Source organism: Cutibacterium nasicola (genome assembly GCF_051303185.1).
GTDB lineage: Bacteria > Actinomycetota > Actinomycetes > Propionibacteriales > Propionibacteriaceae > Cutibacterium.
In genome coordinates this window covers 207521-225114 of the sequence record NZ_JBPPGE010000005.1, presented here as the reverse complement: position 1 = coordinate 225114, position 17594 = coordinate 207521, and the positions used below count along the sequence as shown (strand labels likewise).

At 61.3% G+C, this 17594-nt stretch carries 11 protein-coding genes, 2 tRNA genes and 2 pseudogenes; 11 read left to right on the top strand and 4 right to left on the bottom strand.

The genetic code is table 11. The features are described from left to right. The first annotated feature begins 76 nt into the window (after positions 1-76). The 4 genes from lysX (at position 77) to ACSJJT_RS09990 (ending at position 6469) form a co-directional block, all read left to right on the top strand. Positions 77-3439, top strand: a complete 3363-nt coding sequence (lysX, locus tag ACSJJT_RS10005) for a bifunctional lysylphosphatidylglycerol synthetase/lysine--tRNA ligase LysX (RefSeq protein WP_435918135.1) — start codon at positions 77-79, stop codon at positions 3437-3439. Between the two features lie 36 nt (positions 3440-3475). Beyond that, positions 3476-4417, top strand: a complete 942-nt coding sequence (locus tag ACSJJT_RS10000) for an alpha/beta fold hydrolase (RefSeq protein ID WP_435918134.1) — start codon at positions 3476-3478, stop codon at positions 4415-4417. Between the two features lie 92 nt (positions 4418-4509). Next, a tRNA-Pro gene (locus ACSJJT_RS09995) sits at positions 4510-4582 on the top strand. A gap of 453 nt (positions 4583-5035) precedes the next feature. Continuing rightward, positions 5036-6469 (top strand): HIRAN domain-containing protein, encoded by a 1434-nt coding sequence (locus ACSJJT_RS09990; protein ID WP_435918170.1) that lies wholly within the window; start codon positions 5036-5038, stop codon positions 6467-6469. A 159-nt stretch (positions 6470-6628) separates the two neighbouring features. Here the strand turns inward: ACSJJT_RS09990 and ACSJJT_RS09985 are convergent. From ACSJJT_RS09985 to ACSJJT_RS09970, 3 genes and pseudogenes are all read right to left on the bottom strand, one after another. Continuing rightward, a pseudogene (locus ACSJJT_RS09985) lies at positions 6629-8773 on the bottom strand (3'-5' exonuclease); the annotation flags it as partial. A gap of 580 nt (positions 8774-9353) precedes the next feature. Next, positions 9354-9554, bottom strand: a pseudogene (locus ACSJJT_RS09975) (DEAD/DEAH box helicase); the annotation flags it as partial. Positions 9555-9733: 179 nt separating this feature from the next. Continuing rightward, the gene (locus ACSJJT_RS09970) at positions 9734-10183 is read right to left on the bottom strand and encodes a DUF2871 domain-containing protein (RefSeq protein ID WP_221267629.1); all 450 of its coding nucleotides are present in this window, start codon (positions 10181-10183) and stop codon (positions 9734-9736) included. Positions 10184-10342: 159 nt separating this feature from the next. On the opposite strand from ACSJJT_RS09970, the gene ACSJJT_RS09965 reads away from it, so the two are divergent. The 7 genes from ACSJJT_RS09965 (at position 10343) to clpX (ending at position 17163) form a co-directional block, all read left to right on the top strand. Beyond that, positions 10343-10416 (top strand) — tRNA-Gly (locus tag ACSJJT_RS09965). 89 nt (positions 10417-10505) lie between these two features. Further along, positions 10506-11021 (top strand): ClbS/DfsB family four-helix bundle protein, encoded by a 516-nt coding sequence (locus ACSJJT_RS09960; protein ID WP_252906169.1) that lies wholly within the window; start codon positions 10506-10508, stop codon positions 11019-11021. 251 nt (positions 11022-11272) lie between these two features. Continuing rightward, positions 11273-12832 carry a trigger factor gene (gene tig / locus ACSJJT_RS09955; RefSeq protein WP_221267627.1) on the top strand — a complete coding sequence of 520 codons (1560 nt, stop codon included), beginning with the start codon at positions 11273-11275 and terminating at the stop codon, positions 12830-12832. Between the two features lie 191 nt (positions 12833-13023). Continuing rightward, the gene (locus tag ACSJJT_RS09950; protein ID WP_435918169.1) at positions 13024-14280 is read left to right on the top strand and encodes an AI-2E family transporter; all 1257 of its coding nucleotides are present in this window, start codon (positions 13024-13026) and stop codon (positions 14278-14280) included. A gap of 81 nt (positions 14281-14361) precedes the next feature. Further along, positions 14362-14967, top strand: coding sequence for a ClpP family protease (locus tag ACSJJT_RS09945; protein ID WP_435918168.1), 606 nt, complete (start codon positions 14362-14364; stop codon positions 14965-14967). After that, on the top strand, positions 14930-15664 hold the full coding sequence (locus tag ACSJJT_RS09940) for an ATP-dependent Clp protease proteolytic subunit (protein WP_435918167.1): 735 nt from the start codon (positions 14930-14932) through the stop codon (positions 15662-15664). The genes ACSJJT_RS09945 and ACSJJT_RS09940 overlap by 38 nt, the downstream gene beginning before the upstream one ends. 206 nt (positions 15665-15870) lie before the next feature. Beyond that, positions 15871-17163 carry an ATP-dependent Clp protease ATP-binding subunit ClpX gene (gene clpX / locus ACSJJT_RS09935; RefSeq protein ID WP_435918133.1) on the top strand — a complete coding sequence of 431 codons (1293 nt, stop codon included), beginning with the start codon at positions 15871-15873 and terminating at the stop codon, positions 17161-17163. 2 nt (positions 17164-17165) lie between these two features. On the opposite strand, the gene ACSJJT_RS09930 is transcribed toward clpX, so the two are convergent. Further along, positions 17166-17549, bottom strand: a complete 384-nt coding sequence (locus tag ACSJJT_RS09930; protein WP_435918132.1) for a hypothetical protein — start codon at positions 17547-17549, stop codon at positions 17166-17168. Between the last annotated feature and the right edge of the window lie 45 nt (positions 17550-17594).

Below are 17594 nucleotides of genomic sequence, written 5' to 3'. Positions count from 1 at the left end.
CATTTTCAGTAGGTAAGAACGACTGTGCCGCGAGTGAGGTTCTGGTTGTGTCCGCGACACGTGGCACAGTTGGGGCGTGACTTCGTCCCTTTCCGTATCTGAGACGCGAGCAGCAACGACAGCCCGGACACGATCCGGTTCTCAGCCGACCCCCAATCCGAGGTCGACGCCGGTTGTCGTCATACCTCGATTGATGAACGTTGCCGTCCTCCTCATCGTGCTGCGCCTGGTATTCAGCCGCACGGCGTGGGTTGGAATCGCTAACAACCTGTTCTCGGTGTTCATCTTCCCAATCGATGGATTCGGTTGGGTAGGTGTCGTCGTTCTGTTGGTGCTGGCGGATGCGCTGTCGAGGCGCAAGAGATTCGCCTGGTGGGTGAGCATCGTCGTTTTCGGGCTGATGTGGCTTGTCGCGGCCACGGTTTTCGTCATCATTGTTGCCGAGGTCATAGTGGGGGGCCCGACGGACACCTTTGATGACCTCGATCTCGCGGGGTATCTGTTCAACGTCTTCTCAGTTGGCTGGATCCTCGTCGCCCTACTGACTCATCGAAAGGACTTTGCGGCACACACGGTTCGAGCCAATCTCGGCAAGGCCATCGTCGTCCTCAGTGGTGGCCTGTTGGCGACCGGGTTTATTGGCTGGCTGCTGGTCTCCCTGACCGGCGGCGTCGGGCGACCTCGCAACCGGTTGGTAGGCATTGTCGGTCGGATCATTCGCGGAAATGGGGCCGGAATGGCACCAGCACCCATGTCTCCGCACTGGGTGCAGGAGGTGATCTCCTTCCTCTTCGCCCTCGTGCTGGTGGCCGCGCTTGTCGTCATGCTGCGATCCCAGCGCAACATCGCCATGATGAGCGTGTCCGACGAACTGCGCCTGCGTCGGCTTCTGGAGGACAACCCGGCCGACTCCCTCGGCTATTTCGCGCTGCGCCGTGACAAGGCTGTGGTGTTCTCGCGAAACGGCCATGCGGCAGTGTGTTATCGAACGGAGGCGGGGGTCGCACTGGCCTCGGGCGATCCCGTCGGTCCGGTGGATCAGTGGCCAGGCGCCATTGAGGCATTCCTCGACGTGGCCCACACCTATGGTTGGGTTCCGGCCGTCATCGGCACTTCTGAGGAAGGTGCCACTGCATGGAATCAGGCCGGACTGAGGGCAATGCGTATCGGCGACGAGGCCATCATCTCTCCCGCCACGTTCAGCCTTGACGACCCCGACCTCAAGCCGGTGCGTCACACCGTCACCAAGTTGCGCGCAATGGGGTACATGACCCGAGTGCGTCGTCATGAGGACATCAACCCGCAGGAGCTTCAGGGACTTATCGACCTCACTGACAAGTGGCGTCAGAATGGTGAGGAACGAGGGTTCTCCATGGCTCTTTCTCGGTTGGGAGATCCGCTCGACGGTCGATGTGTCATGGTGGAGGCGCTCTACCCCGACGACGGCCCGCGTGCTGGCCGGACGGCGGGGATTCTCTCCTTCGCGCCTTGGGGTAATGACGGATTGTCCCTGGACGTCATGCGTCGTGACTTGAACGGAGCTGACAACGGCGTCACCGAGCTCATGGTCGCCGGCCTCATGGCTGCCGGGCCGGAGATTGGCATCAGGCGCGTATCAATGAACTTCGCGGTATTCCGCGAGGCGATTGAGGAAGGTGCTCGCGTGGGCGCCTCCCCGGTGCGTCGTCTCAATCGTTGGCTCGTGCTCGTTGCGTCGAAATGGTTCCAGATCGAGCAGCTTTACCGATCCAACGTCAAGTACAAGCCGAGCTGGCAGACCCGCTACCTCAACTTCACCGATACCTCTGACCTGGCGCAGGTTGGTCTGGCGATGGGTATTGCCGAGGGCCAGCTCGACATTCCGAACTGGCTCTACCCGATGGAGCCCCCGCCGCAGCCGATTTACTCGATCAGTGGCCACCCGGAGATCGCGGAGTTCCTGGCTGAGGAGCGCACCCCCGCCCTTCCGCAGCGGCGTCTCCCGGAGCAGGTTCGTACCCGGATGGCCACGCGGGAGCGGCTCATCGAGTCCGGGGTGGAGGCCTATCCCCCCGACTGCACGTCCGATCATTGTCCCGGCGACGTCATCGTCGAACTGACCGGTCAGAAGATGACGGTGTCCGGGCGGGTCGATGCCTGCCGCGATCACGGCGGCGTCATCTTCGTCGATCTGTTCGACTGGACCGGGTCGTGTCAGCTCGTGATGGAGCGTGATGTGCTGGGAGTCGATGCGCTTCGGGAGTTCCGCCATGCGGTGTCTCTGGGGGACCATCTCGTGGCATCCGGACCTGTGGGTAGTTCCCGCAATGGAACGCTGAGTTTGGGCACGACGTCGTGGCGGTTGGCTGCGAAGGCCCTACGGCCGTTGCCGTCGCGCCGATCGGGATTCAACGACCCAGAGGCCAAGGTTCGACAGCGCTACCTCGATCTCATCGTGAACCCGGGCGCTCGTGATCAGTTGAGGGCTCGGTCGAACGCCATCCGTGCGGTGCGAGAAACCCTGCTGAGTCACGATTACATCGAGGTCGAAACTCCAATCCTGCAGACGATCCACGGTGGTGCGAATGCGCGACCGTTCCGTACCCATGTCAACGCCTACGATCTGGACCTCTACCTGCGCATCGCCCCAGAGCTGTACCTCAAGAGGCTCATGGTGGGTGGAGCCGGCCGAGTCTTCGAGATCGGTAGGAACTTCCGTAATGAGGGTGCAGATGCCACCCACAACCCCGAGTTCACGATGCTGGAGGCCTACCAGGCCTATGGTGATTACGTGCAGATGCGTCATCTCACGCGCGAGATGATCCTGGCGGCGGCGCGCAACGCCATCGGTGACACCGTGGTCCGAGGACGCGACCGCAGGGGCGTTGAACACGAGATCGACTTGGCCAACGAGTGGCATGTCATCACCGTCAACGAGGGAATCTCGCGAGGACTGGGGGAGGAGGTCACCGCTGACACCCCCAAGGAGAAACTCCTCGAATACGCCGACAAGCTTGGTATTGCGACGATGCCGAAGTGGAGCCGCGGCGACGTGGTTCTCGAGCTGCACGAACACCTGAGCGAGCACGTCACCGTCGAGCCGACCTTCTTCTGTGACTTCCCGACTGACGTCTCCCCGCTGACTCGTCAGCATCGTGACGATCCGCGCCTGGCGGAGAAGTGGGACCTCATCATCTTCGGGTCCGAGGTGGGTACCGCCTACACCGAGCTCGTCGACCCGGTGATTCAGCGGGAGCGGTTCACCGCCCAGTCATTGCTGGCCGCTGGTGGTGACCCGGAGGCGATGGAGCTCGACGAGGACTTCCTGGAAGCTCTCGAATATGCCATGCCACCCTCGGGCGGAATGGGCATGGGCTTGGACCGTTTGGTGATGATGCTGACGAATGCGTCAATTCGCGAGACGATTGCCTTTCCGCTGGTGCGCCCGCGCACCTCGTGAGGCCCTGACGAGTGTGGTGTGAGGCAGGAGATTGCCATGAGTGAGGATGCTGAGGCGCGCTGTTCCAACGGGTGTGGTCACAAGGTGCTTGACTCCTCCCACGACGCCTTGACGTCAGTTCGGGAGCTGGGCGGACGACCACTACGCGTGGTGTACGACGATGGAGAAGGACCCGATGACAGCGTTGACGCCCCGGTCATCCTCCTCATGGCCGGCGCCGCGGCGTCGAGCGATTTCTGGACACCGGTCGTGGACCGTCTGCAGAATCTTGACGTCGTCAGCTATGACAGACCAGGGCTCGGCGGAACGGTCTGGCCAGGGAGCTATCCCGACCTGGACGAAGAGATCGCCAGTCTGAGAGATCTGGTTGAGCTCATCCAAGCACGTTGGGACACCAGGGAGCCACGGAAGGTCATTCTCGTCGCCCACTCCATGGCGGCCTTCCATGCCGAAGCCTTCGCTCGTATCCATCCTGACGCCGTCGCCGGAATCGTCTTCGTGGATCCGTCGGTGGAATGGCCGATCCATCCGCCGCGTCGTCGAAGCCTCGCCTTGCCGAACGCGGTGTACAGGGTTGTGGATTCAGCGGCGGGAACGTTGGGGCGTAGCGTTTTCGCCATCGGCGTCATGGCGCAAACCATGAGATCCGGGTCGGCGGTGTGGCGTCAATTCCAGGAACACCGGCTTCATCGGGTGTACGGGAGCCCTGACGCCATGGCAATGGCGGTAGCCGAGTGGATTGGGTATGACCAGCAGGCATGGGACCTCTTGGCCGTGCGTTCGGAGCATCCCTGGCCTGACCTGTCGACGGTGCTGTTGTCGGCGGTGTACTCAGGCCAGGAGCAGGAGTTGGATCGTCACGAACGTCTGGCCCCAATGCTCAGGGCCGACCTCGTCGTGGTGGAAAACTCCCACCACCTCATGATGCTGGACCGCCCGGACGTTGTCGCGGATGCAATCCAATCGGTGCTGAAGTGACGAGATCGCGATGTGGTGTGGTGTCCCATTGGCCGAACGACAGGGTGTTCCACTAAGCTGTTGATGTTCTTGTTGCGCTAGGCGCGATGAGACGGGGCGTAGCGTAGTGGCTAGCGCGCCTGCTTTGGGAGCAGGAGACCGCAGGTTCGAGTCCTGTCGCCCCGACCGCCTCGTGTTCAGTCGAAGTGCGGCTGTGCGCGGAATGTGATGCCACAACGGTGAGGAAAAATGAACAGCCTCGGACTGCATCCAGCGCGTCCTGAGTGATGCTCCTTCGTGTAAGCTTGTAGCTACGTCGTGTCTGCAAGGACACCTGATGCCATTGCAGTCAAAGGTCATGCTGGTACGCGGCAAGCCATTCCGGGTGTCTACCAGTATCAGCGTTGGTGGAGGGGGGGTAGGCGCCACGGGCAGGGATTGGGCACCTGGGTACTCCCACGGAGGTTCTCCGGCGAGTCGTGGTGATGGCATCCCATCTCCACAGCAGGCGTGGATCGTCCCGATCCGCTGTGTGCTTGCCACGACGATACGGGCGACAACAACATCCAAGACTGGTCGTTGCGCTCAACGGAACGGGGCAGGCAAGGTCAATCAGGCCAGTGGTCGATGGGTCGAAGTATGATCAAAGGTACGAACGTGGTGAGGGACTTCATGGCGCGCCACCCGTGGTGGTGTGCTCTCGTTGTCTCTGCCATGGTTCTCATACCGAGAGCGGGAATATGGTTAGCTGCTGGGTTTTGGCTCGCGATCATTGGTAATCGTATTGGGAGCAAGAATGTATTGCCTGCCGCAAGGGTGGCTGTCAAGGTAGATTCTTTGGGGCCTTCGACGAATTATTACGTCGGGGACAGAGTTACACGGTACGATGTTTTCGGAATGTGCTATTACACAGTTCCCCGGTCGATTGCTGGATTAACAACGTTATGCGTTGAGCGTGAACCTCGGAATAGTCACGACCACAACGCTCTCAAGGTAAGCATAAATGGTCATCAGATCGGTTACATGTCGGTATGGGCTGCCGCCGAAATAGCTCCAGAATGGGATGCCCTCGGTGTGACGTCAATGGAGGTTCACGGACGCGTCATGAGCACCCTCGGCGCTTATGTCGAGGTGCCGACGAATGATGCCCTCCGTGCGGCGCTGTCACGACAAGGTACGGACCAGGGCCGACGCCCCATCCTGCTGAGGGGTCACGCATTGTCATTACCGTCGGCATCGGTGATGGCTCGCACACAAGTGCCAGTTCACCCGTGGGGGCCATGTACCCGTAGCCGTAAGCTGGTGGTGACGAAGAAATCCAAAGCTGGCATTTCTCGAGTCTGTCAGTCTTATGGTCAGAACGGTAAGCATGACAAGGCTCGGCTGGATGATCTCGACGCCCACATAAGGCTGACCGTGAATCACAAACTTGCCGTTTTCATCGACGATGTCCAAGTTGGAATGGTCCCAGATGAAGTGAGGGAATCATATCTCAATGTGGTCGAGGCTCTTGACTCCTCGGATCGATGCTTGTCAGTTCCGGCATCGATCTGGATGACGTATCAGCGCGGTTTTCGAGCCGGAGCGAGCATCGCATTGCCGCTACCCGATGAGATTGCGACCCCCGTCGGAATGCCACAGGGGCCAGTCGCAGTCTTGCCGCGGGGTCGTAAGGTGCAGGTGACCCGAGAAGAGGACCACATGGAGGCACTGTTGGGCCTACTTGACGGCGAGCATTCCGTGCCAGTGGTGGCAGAACTTGAATCCTGCATAAAACAACTCAAGACGACTCAGAAAACAGTGGTTGGCGTCAAGGTGTGCGGTGAGATGGTGGGCTTGTTGTCAACCCAGACGAGTCAGCACTTTCTTCCGGTCGTCGAAGTGTGCGAGGACGCAGGAATTGCGTTGGTCTGTCACGGCAGGGTCACCGGTAACCAGCTGAAAGTCGATCTCGTCCTCGAGGCTGCCAAAGGCAGCGAATTACCTCCAGAGTGGGTCGACGACAACGTACATGGGCACGCCAACAAGCCCGTCGGAGAAGCGGGAGCTCCGGTGTCTTCGCCATACCGGTGAATCTATCCATCAGGTGAATTCATGCTGAGCGTCTCACCGGGACTCTGATCGGCCACGGCAGCTCATGGCAATGCGAGAATGTCTCGAGTTCACTGTTCGGAGCAGCCATTGACCGGTATTCCAAGGCTCGAGCGTTCTCAAGATGTGCTGGGTATCCCCAGCCGAAACGGAGGCGCTCAGCAACGGGCTGGGCTGATCATTCCAACTCACGACAAGCTCATCGCGGGCTCGCGACGCCGCCACGTACAGCAGCGACCGCTCCCGGAGCAGAGCCTGGTCTTTCTCATCCTGATCGAAGTCGTATGCCTTGATGCCCATGGGGATGGACCGCGAGGAGACCCCGAAGAGGTACACCTTGCTGAACTCGATGCCTTTGGCACGATGCATGGTCATGACGACCGGCGCCCCCGGCGGTATCGAACCGTGATCAACGGCTCGGGTCTGTACTCCCCGTTCATGCAGCGCATCTACTACTCGCTCGCGCTGTGACCGGTCCCTCACCAGCACCGCCGTGGTCTCGGGTTGGCGACCCTTCGCCCATTGCCCGACGATCTTGGCCAGGACGTCGAACTCTTCGGTGATCGTCCCGCATGGGTGAACGGTGACGTCGGGGCCGCGTCGAGCCGACCGGTACTGCGTTAGCTCGTCGTCGCCACCACCCAGGTCTACGTAGGACCCGCCCTCGAGCACCTTGGCCGACCAGCGAAGTATCTGCGCCGTGGTGCGGTAATTGAGGGTGAGCCGCCGCGAACGGCCTCTCGTCATGATGTCGTAGCGCGACAGCACCAACCGGTGCCCGTAAATGCGCTGGTGAGAGTCCTCAGCGATGAAGATGTCATTCGGCCCCTCGGGCACCAGTGATCGGATGAGCCTCCAGTGGGCCGGGGCGAGGTCCTGGCCCTCATCGACAAGGACATGATCGGCGACGTCACGATGGCTGGTGAGGTACTGCCCGGCAATAGCTGCCGCCTCGGCGAACGAGATGGTGCCATCCATACGAGATCTCTCGCGATACGCATTCACCAGCTGCCACACCTCATCACGATCGCGACGATTGAGTCGGAAGCCTCGCCCGGGGCGTCGCACCCGCAGATACTCTTCCTGCGTCGTGATGAGATTCGGCAAGACAATGTGCTCGTACTCGGTCTCGAGCAGTCGGTGGTGAGCCAGCCGCTCGGGTACGGTGCCGCGAGCCTGATCAACGACGTCGCGCCACAGCCGCGACGGCGTGCGCCCGGTCAGATCAGTGCGGGGGCTCCGAGGACGGCCCTGACTGCCCCAGCGCGGACGCTCGCGGCAGGGTCGGATCAAGTGACTTCAGGGTCTCCGACAGTTCATTGGCGAGGTTCGTCGTGAAAGTCGTGACGACGATGCGGGCATCGGGGTTCTCGCGAGCCAGCGATGCAGCCCGGTGAAGGATGACAACAGTCTTGCCGGTTCCGGCCCCGCCGCCCAACCGAAACGGCCCGCTCCACCGGCCGTTGACGAATCGATGCTGTGTCGGATGCAGGAACACTCGCCACGCCCTGAAGTCTCCGTCCTCGATGACCCGTCGCAGCTCGTCCTTACCCTCAATCATGGCGAATTCCATGGCCGCCGCAGGGCTGCGCAGACTATTGAGCAGCGCGGCGTCAGACTCGCGAGACACGTCCTTGTGGGGCGCCGGTTCCTGTTCTGCCTCGGACTCTTCCGGCGGCTCGAACAGCTCCTCGCGCACCTGGTCTGGCGTCTTGCCGGTGGCCAGATCGATGAGTGCGGCCCCCTGCCACCCACTCAGCGGCGCGGCCATGTCGAGTATGGCGTCTTCGCTGGTGAGAGTGAGTGCGGCATCGACGAGGTTGGCGTCGAGCCCGAGGGACAGCATGTCTGCCCGATCAGCGGTGATGACGGGAGAGGATCCTTGGACGGGGCTCGTCAGGGGGCGCTGACGTATGGCTTGCTGACACTCGTAGTGTCGGCGTCGCTGGACGGTTCAGCCTCTTTGATCTCAGGGATTCCGTTGAGAGGGTTGATGGCGAGTTCGACGCGCGAGGCCACGTTGTAGGCCTGGTCGTGGTTGTAAATGCCCTCGAGGACATAGTGGTTACGCCCCTCACCGGTGATCTTGAACAGCACGGCGCGGTACTGGTCGTCGACGCGGCCGGTCCGTACTCTGCTGTCGCGGCAGTTTTTCACCTTCTCGACATTCAGGCCGGGCATCGCGTCATCGGCGGCGAGTTTGGCCAGGAAGGTGTACGTCTTCGCCTTGAGGAATCCGTCGAGCTTGTTCGCCTGCTTCGACATGACGATCGTCGACTCAGCCATGGTGTCCTTCCCCCGACTCCACGTTTTCCAACGCCGCGGTGATGTCGTGTGCTGTTGCCTGCACAGTGTCCATCCGTCCTTGGCCAGTAGTTCCTCGTCGCCGGATTCCGGTTCGAAGATGACTGCTATACCCTCCTCGGGCCATGACAGGTCAAGCATGATGCCCTCGGAACCGATCTCCTCGCCGTCCACCGGTTCAGCTACCCCGTGCGCCGCGAGATCCTGCAACAGATCGGAATGCTCGGGTGAGGGGTCGAGGATCTCGAAGACGGCGGGCCAGGGGACGTGTGCAATGTCGATCGCCGGCGTGGTGACGGCCGTCTCCTGCCCACTCGGCTGCTGCGGTGTGGCACAGCCGAGGATGACCGTCTGGTCCGATGCATCGCGCAGCATGAGTGCGTTGCTCAGCGCAAACCACCGACGCCACGCGTCCAAGAAATCGGACTCGTTGGCGGCGTCGTCGTCGAGAACAACGCAGATGTCGCTGGCCGGTGGGAAGCTGACCGGTCGTAGTCGGGTCCGAATGCTCAAGAGGCTGTCCTCACTCCACCAGATGCGCGTATCCTCAGGCGTGTGTTGCGGCTACCGGGGTCGCTTCTCGTGGATCCAGCGGAATAATGGTGTCCAGGTGTTCGTAGAACGTCGCCGTGGTGCCACGGACGAGGTCTGACAAGCCCTGAACCGTCACGAGCTGTCCGTCGTCGGTCTGCTCAACAGTGCTGACGAGCCACTCCTCGTCACGCACTTGGACGACGGAACCTGGCGCGACGGTGATCGTCATGGTCAACTCCATCCTCGTGATTGCTACCGCCCGTCTCGGCGCCAATGACGACGCGTCCGTCGCCGATCGGGCGGACTCGACCACTCGTTGCGCTGGCAGACACCGTCGTGACGGTATCTGCATGCGAACGATATACGACGAGCGTTCACCCCTTGTCCAAGGGTCACTCCGCTGAGTGGTCACTGAGGGGTCGTGAGCTGATCCTGATTCTTGCCTGCGGGCAGTGACGTGAACAGGGCCACCATGAGGCCGATGAGACCGACGGACAGGCCGATGTGTCCAAGTCCTGCAATGCCGGAGATTGCGGGGGAGACGTCGGTATGTCCGTTGATCTGCATGATGCCGTGGACGACGAGCATGGTGATCGTCACCACCAGGCCAAGGTTGAATCCCCAGAAATACGTGGCGAAGGCGCCGCGGTGCTGCGACAGGGTGAACGCGCGTTCCAAGAGGAGCACGATGAGGGTGAGCATGAACCCCAGCGCAAGGCTGTGGGTGTGTACCACCTTGAGCTGGGTCCAGCCGGTGAAGTCGTGGGCCTTGGTGAACTCACGGTAGAACACTCCGCCGACCAGACCGATGACCAACCAGGTGGTCGCGCAGGTGGCAAGCTTCTTCAATGGTGTCATGAGGCCATCACATCATGGGAATGAGCTGTGGACATGGTCCGAAAGATTGATATGCGGGTGACGCGCGGACGAGTTCAGGCCGCTCTGACGCACCGTGTCACCACGGGTGTGACGTCGACGGGCAATCCATGTATGCTGTCGAAGTCCCCTCGGGGATGCGCGGATGTAGCTCAATGGTAGAGCCCCAGTCTTCCAAACTGGCTACGCGGGTTCGATTCCCGTCATCCGCTCCATGGTGGCATTGTCATCTCGACACGTACGATTCAATGAACGGATACGCTAACGGAGAATTCCTGAGGGGCGATTCGAAAGGGTGTTTGCGGTGAGGTCGTATGAATCCGGCGATGAGCTGGCTGCAGAGATTGCCAAGCGTGGCGATCTTTTTATAGGCGAGTTCGCAGATGTTCCTGACGATAGTTGGGATCAGCGTGTTGATGGCGTTGATCGCACACCCCGCCAAATGATTGCTTATCAGCTTGGCTGGATGGAGCTGTTGCTTGGCTGGGAACGTGACGAGCGAGCCGGCGAGGAGGTGGTGACTCCCGCTCCGGGATATAAGTGGAATCAGCTAGGCGATTTGTATCAGACGTTTTATCGGCGTTGGGAGACGCTCCCCGCCGAAGAGTTAATGGATCGATTCAAAATCTCGCTTGACGAGGTAGTCCACCTGGTTAAGGGTCTCACTGAAGAAGAGTTATTTGAGCCGGGGCAGCGGGCCTGGGCGTCATCGACACCATCAGCGTGGCCAGTGTGGAAGTGGGTGCATATCAACACAGTCGCACCTTTTACGACGTTTCGCAGCAAGATCAGAAAGTGGAAGAAACAAGCGGGGTGTTAGACCATGGGGCCTTGCCTTCATGAGCTTCTAGAGGGTATGGGTTCGCTAAGGCCTCACTCAGTCCCTGCACCAAGGCTCGCTGAAAGGGCCACAACACCACCAAAATCACTAGCCAAGATTGTGAAGTTAGGCGGGCCAGGTCATCTCGGGGAGCCGTCCACTGGCTAGGGGGCTACTGCATCGCTAGAATCAGATGGAATGTGTGTTCCCCTCAACGGGGACGACAGAATCGGAACCACAGGAGAAACTTCGTGCCCAGCACCCTTGAGAAGCTCAGCACCAACCGTGTGAAGCTCACGATCGAGATGCCCTTCGATGAACTGAAGCCCAGCCTTGACAAGGCCTACAAGGACATTGCTGCCCAGGTGAACGTCCCCGGCTTCCGCAAGGGGAAGGTGCCCGCTCCGATCATCGATCAGCGATTCGGCCGCGGAGCCGTCCTTCAGGAAGCCATCAACGACGCCCTCCCGTCTGCCTACGGCAAGGCCATTGAGGAGAACACGGTCGTTCCCCTCGGCCAGCCCGACATCGAGGTGACCAAGCTGGAGGATGGCGAGGTCGTCGAGTTCACCGCAGAGGTGGACGTCCGCCCCGACTTTGACCTGCCCGACGTTTCCGCCATCTCCGTCGAGGTGCCTGCCGTCGAGGTGCCCGACGACGACGTTGATGAGCGCATCGAAACCCTTCGCCAGCGTTTCGCCACCAACACCGAGGTTGAGCGTGGCGCAGCCAAGGATGACCTCGTCACCATCGACCTTGCGGGGACCCGCGACGGCGAAGCTCTCGAGGACGCCACCGCTTCCGACGTCACCTACAAGGTTGGCTCCGAGGGCATGTTGGAGGGCCTCGATGAGGCTGTCACTGGTCTGAAGGCTGGCGAGTCCGCTGAGTTCCACTCCACTCTCGTCGGTGGCCCGCTGCGCGGCCAGGATGCCGACATCAAGGTCACCGTCACCAAGGTGTGCGAGCAGGAGCTTCCGGCCGTTGACGATGAGTTCGCCCAGCTGGTGAGCCAGTTCGACACTCTCGACGAGATGCGCGCCGATTTGCGCAACGCTATGGAGAACATGGCCCGACTGGACCAGGCTGCGGACGCCCGTGACAAGGTCCTCGAGGAGGTCATCTCCAAGATCGACATTGAACTGCCGACGAAGCTCGTCGACGGTGAGCTCGAGGCTCGCCGTCAGCAGGTCAGCCAGCAACTGGCCCAGGCTGGTATGACCGTCGAGGAGTACCTCGAGGAGTCCGAGGAGGAGGCCGACAACGCCGACGACTTCTGGGCCGAGATCGAGAAGCGCTCCCTCGACGCCCTCAAGGCTCAGATCGTCCTCGACAAGCTGGCTGACGACGACGAGATCGGCGTCGAGCAGAATGAGCTGACCGAGCTGCTCTTCCGCAAGGCTCAGCAGAGCGGAACCTCCCCCGAGCAGGAGGCCCAGCACATGATGGAGCACAACCACCTGCCCGACTGGATGCAGGAGATCCGTCGCGGCAAGGCGCTGGCCTCGATGGTGGGTGCTGCCACCGTCAAGGACTCGAAGGGCGAGACCCTCGAGCTCGACCGCATCCAGCCTGACGGCACCATTGCTGACAAGCCTGAGGAGTCCGAGGAGTCCGTCGAGAAGGCTGAGGACAAGGGCGAGGCCCCTGCTGAGGAGGCCAAGGACGACAAGAAGTCGACTGCCAAGAAAGCCGCCGACAAGGGCAAGGCTGACAAGAAGCCTGCTGCGAAGAAGGCCTCGGCCAAGAAGACAGCCACCAAGAAGTCGACTGCCTCCAAGTCGGCGGCCAAGAAGGACAAGTCCGAGTGACGATGTGGGACAGCAGTCCCTTAGGATCGACACGATCCGTTGATGACCGGCGTCGTGCGGGTTTCCGCGCGGCGCCGGTTCCACGTCAATCCTGAGGATGTTCGATGAGCACACACCCCTCACGCACCCCACGGCCTCGACGCCGGATCTCCGTGGCCCCTGCCACCCGTCAGTTGCGCGATGTGCGCCAGATGGTGGCCGACGACATTGCGGTGGCCCGTGCTGTCGAGCGCGGCGAGGTCGAGATCGACGAAGTAACGCTCGAGGAGCAGCCGACCCATGGCGCGACGGGTGCCACGATGGCGGCTGAGTCGGGCCTTCAACCTCAGCCCACCGACGAGGAGAAGGTCAAACCTGCGTCCAGCAAGCACGGCTTGCCCAAGGTCACGATCGTCCTGCTCACCATGGCCGCGGCGTGGCTGGGGCTGAGTTTCCTCCACGAACTTTCCGGTGTCATTGCGCCGCTGTTCTTCGCCCTGAATCTGCTCATCACGGCCTACCCGATTCACACCTGGCTCGTGAAACACAAGTGCCCGAGGTGGATTTCCGCCACATCAGCGGGCACCGTCGTCATCATCGTCTTGGCGGCGGGATTGGCCGGAATGGCGTGGTCCGTCGCGGCCATGATCACCGAGCTGCAGAGTTACATCCCGCAGATGGAGAAGCTTTACACCCAGCTGTTGACGTGGTCGACACAGCTGGGATACTCCCAAGAGGTCATCACCGAAAAACTCAAGAAGATTGATCCTCAGCAGGTGATGTCGGTCGTGACATCCTTGGCCTCGGACACCACGAGCGTGGTGACGATGATCGTCGTCATCCTGACGGGCATGATCTTCATGGTCATGGACACTCCTCAGATGCATGATCGTTTGCGTATGGCTGGTGAGCGTAAGCCGGACGTCGTCATCGCCCTCGAGTCCTTTGCCAGCGGTATTCGAAAGTACTGGTTGGTGACGACGGTATTCGGTCTCATCGTCGCGCTCTTCGACTGGGCGGCCCTGCTCATCATCGGCGTTCCGCTCGCCGGGGTGTGGGCGTTGTTCAGCTTCCTGACGAACTACATTCCGAATATCGGCTTCATCATCGGCGTCATTCCGCCAGCACTACTGGCTCTTTTCCAGGACGGCTGGGTGGCTGCGGTGGCCGTCGTCGTTTCCTACTCGGTGCTGAACTTCGTCATCCAGTCGATCATTCAGCCGAAGTTTGCCGGTGATGCCGTCGGTCTCACGCCGACGATGTCGTTCGTGTCCCTGTTGCTGTGGGGCTGGGTGTTCGGTGCACTGGGAACCCTCATCGCCCTACCGTGCTCCTTGCTCGTCAAGGCCACCCTCATCGACCACGACCCGGGTGCCCGGTGGGTCAACGCCCTCATCTCCTCCCGTCCTTCCGAGAGCCTTGAGGACAATCCGGACGAGGAACATGCTGACGTCGTCGAGGACCGCTGAACGCGAAAGGTCCTGGAACTGTCGTCCCCACGAGGTAGGTTCAGAATCGTGAACCACAACACTTCGATCACTTCCCAGGGCATGCCCGCCATGGCCGGCCCCGAGACCGGCGGTGCCGGGATGACCGACAACGTCTACCAGTCGCTGCTGCGCAACCGCATCGTCTTCCTCGGGTCCGAGGTCAAGGACGAGAATGCCAACGCGTTGTGCGCTCAGATGCTGCTGCTCAACGCCGAGGATCCCGAGGCCGACATCTTCCTGTACATCAACTCCCCGGGCGGCTCGGTCACCGGTGGAATGGCGATCTACGACACCATGCAGTGGATCTCCAACGACGTCGCCACGGTGACGATGGGCATGGCTGCCTCGATGGGCCAGTTCCTGCTGACCGCCGGTACCCCTGGCAAGAGATACGCCCTGCCGCATGCCAAGATCCTCATGCATCAGCCGTTGGGTGGCGTCGGCGGTACCGCCACGGAGATCGCCATCAACGCCAAGATGCTCAAGGACACCAAGCGGGAGCTCTCCCAGCTCAATGCCGATCACTCCGGCCACACCCTGGAGCAGATCCTTGAGGACTCCGACCGTGACCACTGGTTCACCGCTCAGGAGGCTCTTGAGTACGGGCTCATCGACCACGTCTACAGCAATGCGTCGCAGCTTCGCGGCGACGCTCCCAATCAGTGAGGTGACCATGGGATTCAACTCCTTTGACAGGAATCGGTTGGCCGCCTTGAACGCCGAGCAGGCCGAGCAGGCTGCTCCCGGCGGGCTGGCCCCGGAAGGCCCGCGCAACGACTACTACATCCCGCAGTGGGAGGAGCGCACCTCTTACGGTGTGCGTCGTGTCGACCCCTACACCAAGTTGTTCGAGGATCGCATCATCTTCCTCGGCACCCCGGTGACCGACGACATCGCCAATGCCGTGATGGCTCAGCTGCTGTGCCTGCAGTCGATGGATGCCGATCGTCAGATCAGCATGTACATCAACTCGCCTGGTGGCTCCTTCACCGCGATGACGGCGATCTACGACACCATGAACTACGTGCGTCCTGATGTTCAGACGATCTGTCTGGGCATGGCGGCCTCGGCTGCGGCCGTGCTGCTGGCAGCCGGGGCGAAGGGGCAGCGTCTGTCCCTGCCGAACTCGACCATCCTCATCCACCAGCCGGCGATGGGCCAGGCCACCTATGGTCAGGCCACCGACATCGAGATTCTGGACGACGAGATTCAGCGCATCCGCAAGCTCATGGAAGGCATGTTGGCTGATGCGACCGGGCAGAGCGTTGAGCAGGTGTCCAAGGACATCGACCGTGACAAGTACTTGACTGCCCAGGGCGCCAAGGAATACGGACTGATCGACGACATTCTCACCTTTCTGTGAGGTTGTTGCTGGACGAGTCCTCGTCCGGCAGTGAGGGGTCTCGAGTCTCGAGGGCCACTGCAGGGTTGGGTGGCGTCACCCAACACGGGGCGGCGACAGCCACGGGGTGGGTGCCGTCCGCGGCTATGGTGGACGGCACCCACCTCGGGGGACGAACCTCCGGAGGGACGTAATGATGGTGGCCTGCCGACAAGGAGGAGAGCCGGATGGCGCGGATTGGTGAGAGCGGAGACCTCTTCAAGTGTTCGTTCTGCGGGAAGAGCCAGAAGCAGGTCAAGAAGCTCATCGCTGGCCCCGGGGTCTACATCTGTGACGAGTGCATCGATCTGTGCAACGAGATCATTGAGGAGGAGTTCTCCTCCTCGGAGGAGATCGGTGGCCTCGACGAGCTGCCCCGTCCTCGTGAACTGTGCGAATTCCTTGATGCGTGGGTGATCGGCCAGCAGGAGGCCAAGCGCACCCTCTCCGTGGCCGTCTACAACCACTACAAGCGCATCCAGTCCGAGGTTGACATGTCGCACGCCCGTCGCGCCGAGGACGATGGGGTGGAGCTCGGTAAGTCGAACATCCTCATGCTCGGGCCGACGGGTTGTGGCAAGACCTACCTGGCCCAGACAATGGCTCGTCAGCTCAACGTTCCTTTCGCGATGGCTGATGCCACGGCTCTGACCGAGGCTGGCTACGTCGGTGAGGACGTCGAGAACATCCTGCTCAAACTGCTCCAGGCCGCTGATTTCGACGTCAAGCGTGCTGAGCGGGGAATCGTCTACATCGACGAGATCGACAAGGTGGCTCGCAAGTCGGAGAACCCGTCGATCACTCGTGACGTGTCTGGTGAGGGAGTCCAACAGGCTCTGCTGAAGATCCTCGAGGGGACGGTTGCCTCGGTGCCTCCTCAGGGAGGACGCAAGCACCCCCAGCAGGACTTCATCCAGATTGACACCACCAACATCCTCTTCATCCTGGGCGGTGCCTTCGCCGGTCTGGAGGACATCATCACCAAGCGGATCGGCACCCGTCCTCTCGGGTTCAACAACGATCCCGGCGTTCATGACGCCATCGGAGGGCCGGAGGTCTTGAGCTTGGTTCGCCCGGAGGACCTTCATGAGTTCGGGCTCATCCCGGAGTTCATTGGTCGTCTGCCCATGGTCACGGCCGTTCATCCGCTGGATCGCCGCGCATTGGTACGTATCCTCACCGAACCGCGCAACGCCCTGACCCGTCAGTTCGAGAAACTCTTCGAGCTCGATGGCATTGAGCTGACCTTCACCAACAGTGCCCTGGAGGCCATTGCCGACAAGGCCGTGGCCCGGGGGACCGGTGCCCGTGGTCTGCGGGCCATCATCGAGGAGACCCTCATGGATGTCATGTTCGACGTCCCCTCCCGCGATGATGTCGCCCGTGTCGTCGTGACCCGCGAGGCCATCACCGGAGAAGGGAAGTGCCAGTACCTGTCCTCGCCGAGCTTGGCGCACGGTCGAGGACGGTTGTCGGCCTGACCTCAGCGTTCGTCGAGAACCTCGGCGAGCAGCCGGTCCGCCCGTTCCTGCAGGTCCGAGACGGACTTGCGACGCTCTTTGCCCCGTTGCACCTTGACCAGCGGAATGCGGGACGCAATGTCGTTGGCCTCGTCGCGCCATTCCTGGGCCTTGGAACTGGACGAGCGGTCGGCATACTCCAGCACGCGATCCACGGTGAGCTGAACCCGTCCCAGTGCCGTCTTCGAGGCCACCGACTTGCGAGCCTTGTCGTAGCCCGATTTCGCCCACGCCTCGACACGGCCATTCGTGTTGATGGAATCCCACAGGTCCTTGGCCAGTGGTGTTCCTGCGGCAATGGCTGTCTTGACGAGTTTCGACTTCGCGGACTTCCGGGTGTCTGCCATGGATTCACTCCTCCTGTTGCGTTCCTTACAAGACGGTACGCTGAC

Bases quoted from the DNA above. Each gene is read 5' to 3' on its own strand.
- ACSJJT_RS10000 (WP_435918134.1), top strand. From the start codon at position 3,476: ATGAGTGAGGATGCTGAGGCGCGCTGTTCCAACGGGTGTGGTCACAAG.
- ACSJJT_RS09990 (WP_435918170.1), top strand. From the start codon at position 5,036: ATGATCAAAGGTACGAACGTGGTGAGGGACTTCATGGCGCGCCACCCG.
- ACSJJT_RS09970 (WP_221267629.1), bottom strand. From the start codon at position 10,183: ATGACACCATTGAAGAAGCTTGCCACCTGCGCGACCACCTGGTTGGTC.
- ACSJJT_RS09950 (WP_435918169.1), top strand. From the start codon at position 13,024: ATGGTGGCCGACGACATTGCGGTGGCCCGTGCTGTCGAGCGCGGCGAG.
- ACSJJT_RS09945 (WP_435918168.1), top strand. From the start codon at position 14,362: ATGCCCGCCATGGCCGGCCCCGAGACCGGCGGTGCCGGGATGACCGAC.
- ACSJJT_RS09940 (WP_435918167.1), top strand. From the start codon at position 14,930: ATGCGTCGCAGCTTCGCGGCGACGCTCCCAATCAGTGAGGTGACCATG.
- clpX (WP_435918133.1), top strand. From the start codon at position 15,871: ATGGCGCGGATTGGTGAGAGCGGAGACCTCTTCAAGTGTTCGTTCTGC.
- ACSJJT_RS09930 (WP_435918132.1), bottom strand. From the start codon at position 17,549: ATGGCAGACACCCGGAAGTCCGCGAAGTCGAAACTCGTCAAGACAGCC.